Below are 14441 nucleotides of genomic sequence, written 5' to 3' on the forward strand. Positions count from 1 at the left end.
CAGTGATGGCAGATAAGCGTCGCTTAAATCGACGGTTAACCAACGCAGGGATGACCATCATCTGATTCGCCTATAGAGGTCCTACTCATGTGACCATTCATAGTCTATATCGATAATCTCTAAAACATAGCCATATTTATTTAGGCAATGCTGATTCCAGGCAATCACGAAGTCTTTGGTATTGATATCACAATGGTAACGATTTAACAAATGAATCAAGCCATGGTCCTTCATTTCTACTTGCCCGTTAGTAGTCTTTACGGTCACTGCTTTGGCATGCTTAAAGCTCATCCTGACCCCCGATAGATTTAGATTGTCAATACCTAGAGGGAGAAGTGGGTGCCATCACATAGCGGCGCATTAGCTGATTGCTTGCATCCACAGAAATAGACAGTCATGGTCTCTGTAGCAATAAACTCCAATGGCATCATATCCGCTCTTTGGTGTGATGCATCACAAAAGGGTTGACTCTTACTTAAACCACAAGTGCACCAGTAATAAGTCTGGCCTTTGATGACCTTTACAGGATATGGCTCGTTTTTGGCAGTTTTTATTTCCATGGCAACCCCCGGTATTTAACTCACCTCGGTTTAATTTAATCTTTATTATTCCTATTAGCAATTGTTAGCAATAAATTCATTTTAAAAGTGAGTAATTACTCATCACATTGAATTTTTGGATGCGATGCAATAGATTTTCATCAGATAAAAAACTTAAAAATTTATTAGACAGCGCCTTCATTTTGGAGCAGACTAAATTTCTGCTGATAAGTTGTTTGGGCACCCCATGGTCCTGTTTCGATACTGCGTGACTCAAGCAATTTATTGGCAACCAAATTTATTTTGCTAAAAGGAGCCAACCATGAACCACCAGCAACTAGAGATCGAAGAAGATAGTCTTCCTGAGAAGTTTTTTGAATTACAAAACAATGAATTAGTCCAAGAACGATTAATTTGGCAACATTTAACTAGGCGCAAAATTAATGAAATGAACCATATTCCAGATGAAGACTGTGCAGACTGGGGCGATGATTAAATCGTTTGATATGAAGCTATTGGTCTATCGTTATCGGTATGGGAGTGATCGAGCAGATAATCATGCTTATATGCCCCCTTACTATGCAACTTTAGAATACATTGAGCATTTGATAGGCGCTAACGCCATAGAAGATCAAAGTATAGAAGTTGATGAGTCAGACTTAGATACCCTAGGTCGGATCGAAATTGACGAAAAAAGTTGATAGCCGACGGCATACAGATCAACGCGGCTAAAAACTCCTCGTGATGCGGCAATAATTACCAGTCTAAGATGCCTGTATAGCCAGAGCAAAACAGCACAGTATTAAAAATAGCCATAAAGAATCGGTATTTGACATAAGCACTCCTTAAGCGGATTTACTTACATATTCCCTTGCATAATTTGTGCCATTTTAGTTAATAAACAGAAAAAATCTGTTGTTCATAATCGTCCTTTAAAAGGACAGTTCATGATGGGGATATCCGGCTCTTATGGCGTCTAAGCCAGCCAAGCCATAAAAGAAAATGCCCCGCACGAAGCAGGGCATTATTTGAGTTTGATGACCCGGGGCGGAATCGACCAAGGCATCAGGAGGCTCTCATCCTACCTCTAGACTATTTCCAGCTAAGGTTCAATTTCTTATTCGAAGCGGCGCAATCTCTCAAATAGAGATTAATGAGGCTTTGATAAGGAATTCCAACTTCTTCTGACACAGATTTGAAGTAGCTCACTGAATCTTCGTCCAATCTAATAGTTATAGGCTTCTTGAGCATAGAAGCATATGGGTTTTTACGAGCTTTTGAGAAATCATATTCTTTACGCATCTTCATTACCTTTAATAAGCTTTTGACTCTTTAGGGGTTGCCTTACTAGCCGAAATAATACGAACGACATTACCCTCGCTTCGATAACAATGGCAAACCAAAATCACACGAAGAGAATGGCTTACTCCCAGCAAGATAAATCTGTCTTCATCCTCCGAATGATCGGGGTCGGAAATTAACTTAGCACTTTCATCATAAAAAACAGATTTCGCCTCTTCAAAAGAAATGCCGTGCTTTTTAAGATTGGCTGAAGCTTTTCGAGGCTCCCATTCAAATCGCAATGAAGTCATATGTACATTGTACATATATTAATTGGAAGAAGCAAGTCCGCCCGACCAAAAGAAAATGCCCCACACGAAGCAGGGCATTATTTGAGTTTGGTGGCCCGGGGCGGAATCGACCAGGGCCGAGGATGCCTAATCCTATTTGATATTTTTCTCCTTAATTACTTGCTGAATCATTGGAAGCATATATTGAGCCCATTTTTGATAGCCCAAAACTGTCATATGACCTCCACCGCCACCCGGCATATCAAACAGCCTGTGATCATTGTCAGTAGGTATATTTTTATTCCAATGCCCGTAGTAATAGACACCATATTTAGATGCTAATGCCTGGGCCTCTTCATTGCTTTGAATCCAAACGTGCGAAACATAAATCGTGGGCATATTCTGTTTTTGTAGATAAGCCAAAACCTCCTCTGAGGGGCCAAGGTTAAATCTTGGGTTTCTCTCATTTGGGCCTGGTTCAAAAATAACTATTTTAGTATTTGGGTTAGCTTTTAAGCCTTGCTCTAATCTTGTCATCATAAAAGCAGGTCGATCGCCATCTACGCCAGCATTGATTACAGTGGCATAGATTTTGTCTTGGGCCAATAACTCATTTAATCTTGTTGTGTAGGCTTGGCCAGAATTTTTACAGTTCGTATTGCTTGTGCCAAGGGCAAATATCTCAAATCCGAATGAATTAACGGATGCAAGACAAGCGAAAATAGCGAGTAAAAATTTCATTTATTAAATATTAGCATCACTATATTACCGCCCTCGACTTAAGTTACCAGTTGCCCATAGTTGATACGGTCAAACAAGATTCGACATCCCCACTTGTAGGATCGCAACACTAGGCCATTGTTAATACAGTAGGCACATAAAACAAAACCCCCACTTAAAAGTGAGGGTTTCTGAGTTTCTTGGTGGCCCGGGACGGAATCGACCGGGGCAAAGGATGCTCGACCCTAGAATCTCCAGCCTAACCCGATGCCATAAGAATTGATATTGACCTTGTCGCTAGAGCCATCACCCCAGTCAACGGTTTTATAGTTTTGCTGAGAAACCTCAACTCTTGTAAATAGATTCTTAGTAATCAAATATTCAGCGCCAATACCGTAGCTCGGTCCATTCATCCACTGGTAGTAGCCAGGCGAAGAATATTTTGACCATGACCATCCTAACTTGGCATATGCCATCAGTTTTTCAGTTATCGCATAGCCAACTTTTCCACCCGCCTCTATTGGTCTATGAGCATCTGGGTCTGTGCCAGTAGTATCGGTTGTGCCCAAGTCGTAGTTACCATAAACACCTACTAACCAACTATCTGAAATAGCTTTATAGGCATCAGCAGTTATAGAGGGCATACCACTTCTACTGGTAACAGAGCCGCCAGGTGTGGACTTATCGGTAATTGAATTTAAAGCATAGTCAATTGACAGTCCAAAACCTTCAAAGTTTTGTGATTGAGCAAAGGCTGCAGGACTCAGTAATACCAAAAATAAAATAACTATTTTTTTCATAGACACTTCTTTAAATTCTCTTTTTTAATATATTACTTGTAATCAAACTTCATTTGCTCTGAAATCGAAATATCCTTACTGGTTAGCTCACAAAGTTCCGCGTACTTTGCCAATGGAGTGGGCTCACTCATTCCCTCTTCAATCAATCTTTGATTATCAAAAGCAAGTTCAAGGGTTGAGAAGTTTCCATAAGTTTTGATTGCTTTGGCTACAATGCGTCGATTACATTCGCCAAGAAGTGTTTTAAATTGATCCTTCATGAGAAGTATCTGCTCATATGATTTTTGTTGATAATTCGTCAGCGGGGGCAAACCTGTTGCCTTAGCTATAGATTTATCAATTTCAGCAAAATTTGAGGAATACTTTTCTCCCGCTGAGATATGGTACGAGTCATACTTTAGCTTTGGTTTAGTTAAAAGCAAATAAAGGGCATCGGCACAATAATCTACCGGGACAACATCAATCTTCTGATCTAAGGCACAAGGGAATGCTTTTAGTGCCAACGCCATTCTAAAAACCCAAAAGATACTTCCCGATGGCTTACAGCCTAACTTAGTATGGCCAACAACAATGGACGGTCTAGCAATGACCAAAGGTAAATCAGGTAGCTCTTCCTTTAGGCGTTGCTCAACTTCATATTTGCTATGCGTGTACTCTAAAAAATGCTGAGTTTTTTTACCGAGGTTATAGCCCTCAGGAACGGGATTTGGTGAATCCAACCCACAAGCCATTGCGGTACCAATGTGAAGAAATCTTTTTAACTTACACCGGTGAGCTAGGCCATGGGCCATATTTAAAACCCCATCTACATTCGTAGGCCAGATAGAGGGGTGATTGCCAAAAGATGCTACTGCGGCAGAGCTCACCACATTTTCAATGGAGCTCAGGCGTGGGTCATCAATCCAACGATTCACAACATTTAAATCACCGCACAGAATCTGTTCAAGTCTTAGCTTTAATAACTGCTCTGTTTTAATGCCATGATTTCTGAGTGTATTGACCAGTCTCACCAAGCCCTCTTCAGGCTTTGATGAGCGAATTAGAAAAATCGCGTCCTCAACTTCACCACGAGCAAAAAGCTTGGCCGTCAAAGCTCCGCCAATAAAGCCATTTGCTCCAGTAATTAGTGTTTTAGGTTGGAAAATCATTAGTGCGACTATCTAATAGAATCCATTGATTCTAATGGGTAGCTCAAAAGTCGCTTAAATCGACGCTTGACCACCACAAGGATGTCAAATTGGTTTGTCGTTTTAAACGACATTCCGAGTCAATGGGAAAATTGGATGGCCTAGAAAAATGGTGCCAGACCGCGGCTAACACTAGAGATTCGATGGGCCAACTCTAATGTTTTAAGTGTACGACTCGACACATAGTTAACACTTTATACCGGACACATACTTTACAGTTTTTGGCATAGGAGGGACCACTCTATGCCGTGGAATGAAAGTACGAAGATGGATGAAAAGCTCAAATTTGTGTCGCGTTACCTCGATGGCGAGAAAATTACTACCCTGTGCCAGGAGTTTGGAATCTCCAGAGTCACTGGCCATAAGATCATTGATCGTTATAAAGACAGTAGTTTAGAAGCCTTTACGGATCGATCAAGAAGGCCCTTTCGGCAAGCCAACCGGCTACCCTTCCAGGTCGAGCAATTTGAACTGCTGTCAATTTAGGTCCACTACCAAAGAGAGTATTTCTATAGTAAATCATTGCAGCAACATGGGTTGATTCTGGATTAATTGGGGTACTTGGGTTTGGGGTGCTGGAGGTCTGTAACCTAAAGCGCTATGGGGCCTGACATGGTTGTAATGTTTAACCCACTCCCCCACGATGATCTGGGCCTCTTTTAGGCTATAAAAGATCTCCCCATCTAAAAGGTTGTCCCTAAAAGTGCCGTTAAAGCTTTCACAAAAGCCATTTTCCCAAGGGCTCCCTGGTTCAATGTAAGCAGTTTTCACTCCAATGCCAGATAACCAACTACGCAGGTCTTTAGCAATAAATTCTGGGCCATTATCACTGCGGATGTACTCTGGGATACCGTTGTCAATCATGGCGTTCGCCAGTTGCTCAATCACTTGGATCGATCCAATCCTTCTGGCGCAGTGGATCGTTAAACACTTTCTAGTGAACTCATCAATCAGGGTGAGCATGCGGATCTTGCCACCATAAGCATCTCTGATAAAGACAAAGTCATAACTCCACACATGATTGGGGTGGGTCGCTCGCAGCCTCATACAACTGCCATCGTTAAACCAGAGTCTGCCCCTAGGAGCTTGCTTTTGTGGGATCTTTAGACCCTCTTGCCGCCAGATGCGAGCAACCTTGGCAGTAGTCGCTTGTCCCCAGCCGCTATTACGCATCATCCCAGCAATCAATCGATAACCATATCTGCCATAGGTGCTGGCCATACGGATGACCTCAGCTCGTAGGGGCTCTTCATCATCTTTAGGCAGTGGCATATAGCGATACGCTGCTCTGGAGAGCCCTACTAATTCACAAGCTAAGCGCTCTGATGTTGAGTATTTCTGCAGCAACACCTGAGCAGCTGTTTTGCGTTTAGCAGGGCTTAGAAGTTTCCCTTAATAACTTCCTTGAGCATCACCTCTCGTAGCGATAAGTCCGCTACGAGCTTCTTGAGTCGGGTATTTTCCAGTTCTAGATCTTTGTACTTACGAGCTTGATCGACCTTCATGCCGCCATAAATCTTGCGCCAACGATAGTAGCTTTGCTCTACCGTTCCCACTTCTTTACAGGCCTGGGCTAGGGTTTTGCCGTTCGTTGTCAGGACATCGATTTGACGCAATAAGGTGACGATTTGCTCGGGTTTAAGACGTTGGCCTTTTGCCATATTTAGCACTCCTTTAAGGTGAGAGATTATCAAAAATCCTCTCTTTTGGAGTGGTACTAAAAATCAGGTCAGTTCAAGCGTCGCTTAAATCGACGCTTGACCACCACAAGGATGTCAAATTGGTTTGTCGTTTTAAACGACATTCCGAGTCAAGGGGAAGGTTGGAAGACCTGGGGAAATGGTGACAAACCGCGGCCTACACTAGAGATTCTATGAGCCACTTCTAATGTTCGGAGAATTCTTGGTGGCCCGGGGCGGAATCGAACCAGGGCCGAGGATGTCTGACTCTAGTTAAGAATTAGGCCTTAGTATGAATCTCTTTTAAGCTCATTGAGTCCAGCTTTTCTAACGGCATAGATGCCAAGAGCTCGATACGCTTTTTCAAACCAATCATGACATCTTTAAACGCCTTACGCTTTTCTTCATCGCTACCTTCAACTTGCGATGGATCAGGAAAGCCCCAATGAGCTGTCGCTGGGTTACCGGGCCATACTGGACAGACTTCACCGGCGGCATTGTCACAAACAGTCACAATGAAATCCATCTTGGGAGCATCAGGCAAGCCATACTCATCCCAGCTCTTGCTTCTCAACTTGCTTTGATCGTAGCCCATTTCTTTAGTCAATTCAGCCGCAAATGGGTTGACTGAAGTGCCAGGAGTTGATCCTGCGGAATAACCAACAAATAATCCACTTTGATGTGTAGATGCCAAAGCCTCTCCCAATACTGAGCGAGCGGAGTTGTGGGTACATAGAAAGAGAATGTTGTATTGCTTCATTTGGCTTAGATCCTACTTTTTGTTGTTTGACATTTAATTGTACGGAATCTATTTTGCTAATCTATGACAGTTTTATTACAGCCAGTTACTCATTACACTCTACCTATGACCGACCTTCCTAATATCGACAAAGCATTTTTTCAAAGCCCTGATCTTAAAAAGCTACAAGCTGGCGCTCCGCCAAATCATCCCCCTAAGATTTTGCTGTTGTATGGCTCATTGAGAGAAAGATCGTTTAGTCGCCTTTTAGCAGAAGAAGCGGAACGCATATTAAAGGCGATGGGCTGTGAGACTAAGTTTTTTAATCCTCATGGATTGCCGCAAGTAGATGACGCTCCTGAAACACATCCCAAAGTAGTAGAACTCAGAGAACTTGTAGAGTGGTCAGAGGGAATGGTTTGGAGTAGTCCAGAGCGCCATGGCGCTATGACAGGGCTGATGAAATCTCAAATCGATTGGATACCACTTAGCGTTGGCGCTGTCAGACCCTCTCAAGGTAAGACTTTAGCTTTATTACAAGTGAGCGGTGGTTCGCAATCTTTTAATGCGCTCAATCAAATGAGAGTTCTGGGCAGATGGATGCGGATGATCACGATTCCCAATCAATCATCCGTACCCAAAGCATTTCTAGAGTTTGATGACAACAATCGCATGAAGCCATCCGCAAACTATGATCGTGTAGTAGATGTGATGGAGGAGCTGGTTAAGTTCACTTTATTAACTAGAGCAGTTTCAGGCTATTTGACTGATCGCTACAGTGAGCGAAAAGAAAGTGCTGAGGAATTATCAAAGCGGGTTAATCAAAGAGCTATTTGATTGAATTGTCGTTTTAAACGACATCGACTGACACAGGGATGAGAGATCCCTGTCACGCAATTGTCCTTTTAAAGGACAACGCTTTCAGCAACATCTTCCCAAATCGTCACTTCATTGCCATATTAAAGCTGTAATTTGTGCTTGTAGCATCCATTCAATAGCTAAGGGGGCAATATGAATCTCAAAGATCTACATACAACCGCTACAAATGTAACTTCCCTAACTGGACACTATGCTGTTTTGCAAGAAATTTTTAGTGAATTTCATTCCCATCTTGAAACTCAATTAGAGACCGAGCAGTATCAAGATTGGAATATTGAAGTTTCTGACTTAACCGAGCTAAATGAATTTATTATCTTGATAGCTGGGCAAGAAATCATCTTTAGTTTTGACATAGAGTCTGATGATGCAGGATCCTACTTGGGGTTGGTAACAGCTTTTGTAACAGATGATTATTTTGATGATCTTCCAAAAGTAATAGCGTCATTTACATTTGATGGAAGTGGTATTGCTAAGGATCTAACTGGTCTTGAAGATCCTGCAAATCTTAAAGTAGCCGAGCATTGCCTCAACATAGCCTTACAAATCTGTCTTGGTGCTTTTGATGAAATTGAGGAGTAGTCCGAGCAGTCAATCAGGATTTGGCATCCTGAACCTAGATTTAGAGCTCTCAGAATGATAGCCACGCTGGGCTAAGGTAATGACACCATCTGCTACTTTGGTGCCACTATGGATTCTTGGTGGCCCGGGGCGGAATCGAACCACCGACACAAGGATTTTCAAATATCCTCCGATAGACCGCTTTCGCTTTGATTTCAAAGGCTTGAGTCACCAGTTTTAACTTGTCAAAAAATTGTGCGTCCTTGTGCTGGTCGAATTTGGCAATGGAATCAGAATCTTGCAACGGGCAATTTTTCTGTGTGTACAGAATGCGTTGCCATACCCCTCCAGTCAACCACCATGGCGTCTTTAAATGTTGTTTAAAACGACGCTTAAGTTAATCTGTTGTCATGGGCGGCTAACGACCCAAAGCCCTCATTCACTCAAACCCAAAAACTACCTCTGGCCTTGTTTTGCCACATGCCATCTACCATTTCGGATTGGTAAAAAGCTGCCGTCATCAATTCCAACTTCTTGAGCAATCCGTTCGTTCATAACTTTATTCATGGCCATGATCAAATCGCCATTCTTCTTAGGATCCATAGCCATGTTATTCATTTCATTCGGATCGTTTTGAAGATCAAAAAGCTCTAAATCGTTCTTTGCTAACATTTCTTCCATCGTGGTTGGGGTGTTGAACTGGAGCGGTGAGAAATATCGTGAGAAACGGTATCTTCCATCAAACACACTACGAATACCAACCCGGTTAACAAAGTTGGGTTGATGTGTATTCAAAATCTTAGCCGACTCTTTATAGTCGTACTTACCAGACATTAACCAAGAATACGTCTTCTCAGCCCAAAACCAGCTGGTAAACATCAACATATTAAAGTTGAACAAAGAGGCTGGTCTTGCTGAATCTACCCTTGCCTTTTCTGGCTCCTTGAAGAGTGGAGTTAAGTCACGGCCTTTGAGCCCTTCCGCAGCCTTCTGAATATTCTGCGGATCTTTTCCGGTCATTGCCAAAATAGTTGTTGCTAAGTCAATTTGTGAAGTAATCGCTTGGCACTCTTTACCACCTGGATATGCCGGGTGAATAATCATCAAAGGTACATGATTCTGCTCTTTGTAGGCTGTAGTGCCTTTGCCACGCATTTGGTGGGATCCACCCAACTCACCATGATCGGCTGTGAAGATTACGATAGTATTTTCTTCCATGCCACTATCTTTTAAGCCTTGCATGACTGCTGCAACATTCTCATCACTATCGCGCATGCAGTTAAAATAGTAGTCAAGCAACAACCTCCAGCGTCGATCTTCATTAGGCCATGAGCCCATTAGCAAGTCCCAAATCTCTTGATACAGCTTGTGCGCCTTTGGTCTGCCGGGAGCATCTAGAGCTTGATGACGACTTTCTGGCAGTGGGTAGTTATCCCATGTCGCTTGATATAGCTCAGTTGTAGGCGGAGGTAAGATGGTCATCGCATGCTTAGCGCCTTGCACAGGTTTACCGGGCAAATCCGAGTTCACGTAGGTCACATCATGAGGGTTAACGATATTGACCGCCAAATACCAAGGCTGCTTCTTAGCTCTGAGCTCTTGCCCTTCATTACGCAACCAACCAATCGCTGATGAGAGTGTTAGTTTATCGAAGGTATAGCCACCCTGCTGTTGATCGACGATATCACCAACGCCTAGGAAGTCATCAAAGCCATAGGATTTAATAATCTTACGATAAGTATCCATCGGAGCGTCATAGGCATTCTTGACTGTATCCATATTGGCCGATAAGTGCCATTTACCTTGATAGGCAGAGTGATAGCCCAGCTCTTGAAGGCGATGTCCAATTGTTTTAACCTTTAGCGATAAATCAGGCTGCCATAAAAAATTAAGGTTATCAAAAATACCAGAGTGCTGAATGTGCAAACCCGTATAAATAACCGATCGAGCAGATGAGCACTGCATTGATGCCGCTTGGTGATTCGTAAAGGTAATGGCCTTTTTCTTTATCGCCTCACGTGCAGGAACGGGCATTGGCCACTTTGAAAAGAAGTGTTCTTGATCAACCAGAACAAACAAAATATTGTAGCCAGCAGGTGGTGTATTCGGCGCAATTGTCTGAGGCTTTTCTACAATTGATTGTGCCTGTGCATTTTGCATTCCAGCAGGCAATAAAGTTGCACCTAATGCGGCAGCGCCTGTGGAAAGTAAATCACGACGTGATGGGTTTGATGGGGCATTACTAGAATTAGATGTCATGGCAAATCACAGTAGATTAATTGGGATATTCCCTATCCAAACCGTAACGCTTCAAAGCGATTAGGGATGTAAGCCAGATAAGTTACCAACTTTATACCAAACATGCATGACGCCGCTATAACAATGCGCACCAAATTAAGCACATCGACCGCAAAGGGCCGCAAGCAGCCAATCAAAAGATAACTAAATCACTAGAATATTTGTCGTTCAAAACGACATCCCAAGCAGTGATGGTAGATCAGCGTCGATTTAAGCGACGCTTGACTGACGCAGGGATGACAAATCCCCAATAGATAATGTGTCCTTTTAAAGGACGCTTCTAGTCAAGAGGGAAGTTGGAAGAGCTTGGGAAATGGTACCTGACCGCGGCTGACACCAGAGATTCTATGGACCACATCTCGTGTTCGGAGAATTCTTGGTGGCCCGGGGCGGAATCGAACCACCGACACAAGGATTTTCAATCCTCTGCTCTACCGACTGAGCTACCAGGCCAAGTCTTGGAATTATAGATGAAACTGCATTCTGGCTTGAAAAATGGCTAGGCCATAGCTTTTGCCCGAGCTGCATGCAATTTTCTGTAGCTATCGATCATCCGGTGGTGCCTATCCAGGTCCTCCAGCTTTAGATTTGTTGGGGTCAATCCGTAGAAGCGCACGCTACCATCTACCGACCCTATTACCGCATCCATTCTCTCGTCGCCAAACATCCGACGAAGGTTGATGATGTAGTCATTAATCTCAAGGTCATCGGCCAGCAAAATCTCCAGTACTGCATTTAGGGCCTGATAAAACAATCTACGCTCTACTGTGTTGTCGTTATATTGAAGGAAGGCACCGACTAACTCATGCGCTTCATCAAGTTTTTTTATTGCTAGATTAATCAACAACTTTAATTCCAGAACAGTCAACTGACCCCAAGGGGTGTTCTCGTCAAACTCAATACCAATCAATGTAGCAATATCGCCATACTCATCGAGCTCGTTATTCTCTAGGCGCTCAAGCAGCGCACTTAAGCCTGCATTATCAAGCCGATGTAAATTCAAAATATCATTTCGGAACAACAAAGCCTTATTGGTGTTATCCCAAATCAGATCCTCTATCGGATAAACCTCAGAATAGCCTGGTACTAAAATTCTACATGCAGTCGCACCTAGCTGATCGTATATCGCTACATAAGATTCTTTGCCCAGGTCCTTGAGGATGCCAAATAAAGTTTTTGCCTCTTGTGCATTAGCGTTTTCGCCATGGCTAGAGAAATCCCATTCAACAAAATCGTAATCTGATTTAGCGCTAAAGAAACGCCACGATACGATACCGCTTGAATCAATGAAGTGTTCAACAAAGTTGTTTGGCTCAGTCACCGCTTCACTTGCAAAAGTCGGTGGCGGCAAGTCATTCAAGCCCTCTAAGCTGCGCCCCTGTAGTAATTCGGTCAAACTGCGTTCAAGCGCTACCCCTAAACTTGGATGTGCGCCAAAAGATGTGAACACTCCGCCTGTTCTTGGATTCATTAAAGTAACGCACATCACTGGATAGATGCCACCTAGCGATGCATCTTTTACTAATACTGGAAAGCCCTGTTCTTCTAAGCCCCGAATGCCTGCCAAAATACTCGGATATTTTTCGAGCACTTTTTGCGGCACGTCAGGCAGCGCGATTTCACCTTCCAGAATTTCACGCTTCACTGCCCGCTCAAAAATCTCTGATAGGCATTGCACCTGCGCTTCAGCCAGCGTATTACCAGCACTCATGCCATTACTGACATAAAGATTTTCAACCAAATTAGATGGGAAGTAGATCGTTTCTCCATCTGACTGGCGCACATACGGCAAGGAACAAATGCCACGCTGCGCATTGCCAGAGTTCGTATCAATGAGATGTGAGCTGCGCAAATCGCCTTCGGGATTAAAAATTTTCAGGCAGTACTCATCCAAAATTTCTTCTGGTAACGCATCGTCCTTACCTGGCTTGAACCAGCGCTCATTTGGGTAATGCACAAAAGCGGCATTGGCAATGTCTTCCCCCCAAAATGTGCCAGCATAGAAGTGGTTATTGCTGAGGCGCTCGATATACTCGCCTAAAGCTGATGCCAGCGCGCTTTCTTTTGTAGATCCCTTCCCATTCGTAAAGCACATCGGCGAATGCGCATCGCGGATATGCAAAGACCACACGTTAGGAATGATGTTGCGCCACGAGGCGATTTCAATCTTGATTCCTAGATTAGCCAACACACCAGTCATATTACTAATTGTTTGCTCGAGGGGAAGGTCTTTGCCGACAATAAAAGTGCTAGTGTCAGAAGCCGGATTTAAGGTCAACAAGGTCTGCGCATCTGCATCGAGATTCTGTACTTCTTCGATCACAAACTCCGGCCCAGCTTGTACTACTTTTTTAACTGAACAACGTTCAATGGAGCGCAAAATACCTTTGCGATCACTTGCAGAAATGTCTTCTGGTAATTCAACCTGAATCTTGAAAATCTGTTGATACCGGTTTTCAGGATCAACAATATTATTTTGTGAGAGGCGAATATTTTCTGTAGAAATATTGCGAGTGTCGCAATAGAGCTTTACAAAATAAGCGGCGCATAAGGCAGAGGATGCTAGAAAATAATCAAAAGGACCGGGCGCAGAACCATCGCCCTTATAGCGAATAGGCTGGTCAGCAATCACCGTGAAGTCATCAAACTTGGCTTCAAGACGTAGCTTATCGAGAAAGTTGACCTTAATTTCCATGGGAAAATTCTAAAGATAATGGGAGGGCGATATGGACATCATTGTCCCTTGCAACGCCAATGTAAAGAATCGGCGCTTGCTGCGCAAGGCCTTATTGCTCACCCTTGTTGCGAGAGGTATCAATTCCTAGGGCTTTGAGCTTGCGATATAAATGCGTTCTCTCCAATCCGGTGTACTCAGAAATCTTTGTCATGCTGCCACCCATAATTTGCATTTGATGCTCAAAGTAGGCCTTCTCAAAGAGGTCTCTTGCCTCTCTTAACGGCAAATCGAAATAAGTTTTTGCAATGCCGCTAATGAACTCGCCCTCCAAGGGTGCTGGGGCTGCTTCATTTATTGCTGGCTTAGGGATCGCCGCTTGATTAGCGCTGGACTGAGCGACTCTCTGCGTTTCCGGTTCAACGTATTTTGGAGAGCTCTCTAGCGCTTTGCTAACCGTCTTTAACAGCTTTTGTAGGGCGATGGGCTTTTCCAGGAAATTCAATGCGCCAATACGGGTAGCCTCAACCGCTGTATCGATAGTAGCGTGACCAGACATCATTACTACAGGCATAGTGAGCTGCCCTGTTTTAGACCACTCTTTAAGTAATGTGATGCCGTCGATATCTGGCATCCAAATATCGAGCAAGACCAGATCGGGGCGCATTTGTTCACGAATAGTTCGAGCCTGAATAGCGCTCTCTGCTGCATACACGGTATGGCCTTCATCGGTCAGAATCTCATTGAGAAGCTCACGAATTCCCATCTCGTCATCAACAACCAAAATACTAGCCATG

17 protein-coding genes and 1 tRNA gene are annotated in these 14441 nt (G+C 43.5%); 5 read left to right on the plus strand and 13 right to left on the minus strand.

Annotation, left to right across the window (positions count from 1 at the left end):
* Nucleotides 1-81: 81 nt before the first annotated feature.
* Together CBI31_RS06270 and CBI31_RS06275 are read right to left on the minus strand one after the other, a co-directional pair.
* Nucleotides 82-291: a hypothetical protein gene (locus tag CBI31_RS06270; protein ID WP_088525540.1), complete on the minus strand. Its 210-nt coding sequence runs from the start codon at nt 289-291 to the stop codon at nt 82-84.
* Nucleotides 292-323: 32 nt separating this feature from the next.
* On the minus strand, nt 324-560 hold the full coding sequence (locus CBI31_RS06275; RefSeq protein ID WP_088525541.1) for a CDGSH iron-sulfur domain-containing protein: 237 nt from the start codon (nt 558-560) through the stop codon (nt 324-326).
* Nucleotides 561-861: 301 nt separating this feature from the next.
* On the opposite strand from CBI31_RS06275, the gene CBI31_RS10345 reads away from it, so the two are divergent.
* The gene (locus CBI31_RS10345) at nt 862-1035 is read left to right on the plus strand and encodes a hypothetical protein (RefSeq protein WP_161491191.1); all 174 of its coding nucleotides are present in this window, start codon (nt 862-864) and stop codon (nt 1033-1035) included.
* A complete protein-coding gene (locus CBI31_RS06280; protein WP_088525542.1) occupies nt 1028-1240 on the plus strand; it encodes a hypothetical protein in 213 nt (70 codons plus the stop codon). Before CBI31_RS10345 ends, CBI31_RS06280 begins: the two co-directional genes overlap by 8 nt.
* Nucleotides 1241-1631: 391 nt before the next feature.
* Here CBI31_RS06280 and CBI31_RS06285 read toward each other — a convergent pair whose 3' ends face one another.
* The 5 genes from CBI31_RS06285 to CBI31_RS06305 form a co-directional block, all read right to left on the minus strand.
* Nucleotides 1632-1847, minus strand: a complete 216-nt coding sequence (locus tag CBI31_RS06285) for a BrnA antitoxin family protein (RefSeq protein ID WP_338047334.1) — start codon at nt 1845-1847, stop codon at nt 1632-1634.
* A gap of 5 nt (nt 1848-1852) precedes the next feature.
* Complete coding sequence (locus CBI31_RS06290; protein WP_088525543.1) at nt 1853-2131, minus strand: BrnT family toxin; 279 nt, start codon at nt 2129-2131, stop codon at nt 1853-1855.
* 132 nt (nt 2132-2263) lie between these two features.
* Nucleotides 2264-2851 carry an SGNH/GDSL hydrolase family protein gene (locus CBI31_RS06295; RefSeq protein WP_088525544.1) on the minus strand — a complete coding sequence of 196 codons (588 nt, stop codon included), beginning with the start codon at nt 2849-2851 and terminating at the stop codon, nt 2264-2266.
* 224 nt (nt 2852-3075) lie between these two features.
* Nucleotides 3076-3630: an outer membrane protein gene (locus CBI31_RS06300; protein ID WP_088525545.1), complete on the minus strand. Its 555-nt coding sequence runs from the start codon at nt 3628-3630 to the stop codon at nt 3076-3078.
* A gap of 32 nt (nt 3631-3662) precedes the next feature.
* A complete protein-coding gene (locus CBI31_RS06305; protein ID WP_088525546.1) occupies nt 3663-4778 on the minus strand; it encodes an SDR family oxidoreductase in 1116 nt (371 codons plus the stop codon).
* Nucleotides 4779-5060: 282 nt separating this feature from the next.
* On the opposite strand from CBI31_RS06305, the gene CBI31_RS06310 reads away from it, so the two are divergent.
* Nucleotides 5061-5303 (plus strand): helix-turn-helix domain-containing protein, encoded by a 243-nt coding sequence (locus tag CBI31_RS06310; protein ID WP_206075456.1) that lies wholly within the window; start codon nt 5061-5063, stop codon nt 5301-5303.
* A gap of 33 nt (nt 5304-5336) precedes the next feature.
* Here the strand turns inward: CBI31_RS06310 and CBI31_RS06315 are convergent.
* Both CBI31_RS06315 and CBI31_RS06320 read right to left on the minus strand, forming a co-directional pair.
* Nucleotides 5337-6478 (minus strand): IS3 family transposase gene (locus tag CBI31_RS06315; RefSeq protein ID WP_088525547.1). Its coding sequence is split into 2 segments (ribosomal slippage): nt 5337-6211 and nt 6211-6478, totalling 1143 coding nucleotides; the frame shifts between segments, so codons are not numbered across the junction.
* A 298-nt stretch (nt 6479-6776) separates the two neighbouring features.
* Nucleotides 6777-7256 (minus strand): arsenate reductase ArsC, encoded by a 480-nt coding sequence (locus CBI31_RS06320; RefSeq protein WP_088525548.1) that lies wholly within the window; start codon nt 7254-7256, stop codon nt 6777-6779.
* 105 nt (nt 7257-7361) lie between these two features.
* On the opposite strand from CBI31_RS06320, the gene arsH reads away from it, so the two are divergent.
* On the plus strand, nt 7362-8072 hold the full coding sequence (arsH, locus tag CBI31_RS06325; protein WP_088525881.1) for an arsenical resistance protein ArsH: 711 nt from the start codon (nt 7362-7364) through the stop codon (nt 8070-8072).
* A 174-nt stretch (nt 8073-8246) separates the two neighbouring features.
* A complete protein-coding gene (locus CBI31_RS06330; protein ID WP_088525549.1) occupies nt 8247-8693 on the plus strand; it encodes a hypothetical protein in 447 nt (148 codons plus the stop codon).
* 435 nt (nt 8694-9128) lie between these two features.
* Here CBI31_RS06330 and CBI31_RS06340 read toward each other — a convergent pair whose 3' ends face one another.
* The 4 genes from CBI31_RS06340 to CBI31_RS06355 form a co-directional block, all read right to left on the minus strand.
* Nucleotides 9129-10931, minus strand: a complete 1803-nt coding sequence (locus tag CBI31_RS06340; protein WP_088525551.1) for a sulfatase family protein — start codon at nt 10929-10931, stop codon at nt 9129-9131.
* A 416-nt stretch (nt 10932-11347) separates the two neighbouring features.
* Nucleotides 11348-11423, minus strand: a tRNA-Phe gene (locus CBI31_RS06345).
* 46 nt (nt 11424-11469) lie between these two features.
* Nucleotides 11470-13665 (minus strand): OsmC domain/YcaO domain-containing protein, encoded by a 2196-nt coding sequence (locus CBI31_RS06350; protein WP_088525552.1) that lies wholly within the window; start codon nt 13663-13665, stop codon nt 11470-11472.
* A 91-nt stretch (nt 13666-13756) separates the two neighbouring features.
* Complete coding sequence (locus CBI31_RS06355; protein WP_088525553.1) at nt 13757-14440, minus strand: response regulator; 684 nt, start codon at nt 14438-14440, stop codon at nt 13757-13759.
* Nucleotide 14441: the final 1 nt, after the last annotated feature.

The sequence above is a fragment of the Polynucleobacter campilacus genome (genome assembly GCF_002206625.1).
GTDB lineage: Bacteria > Pseudomonadota > Gammaproteobacteria > Burkholderiales > Burkholderiaceae > Polynucleobacter > Polynucleobacter campilacus.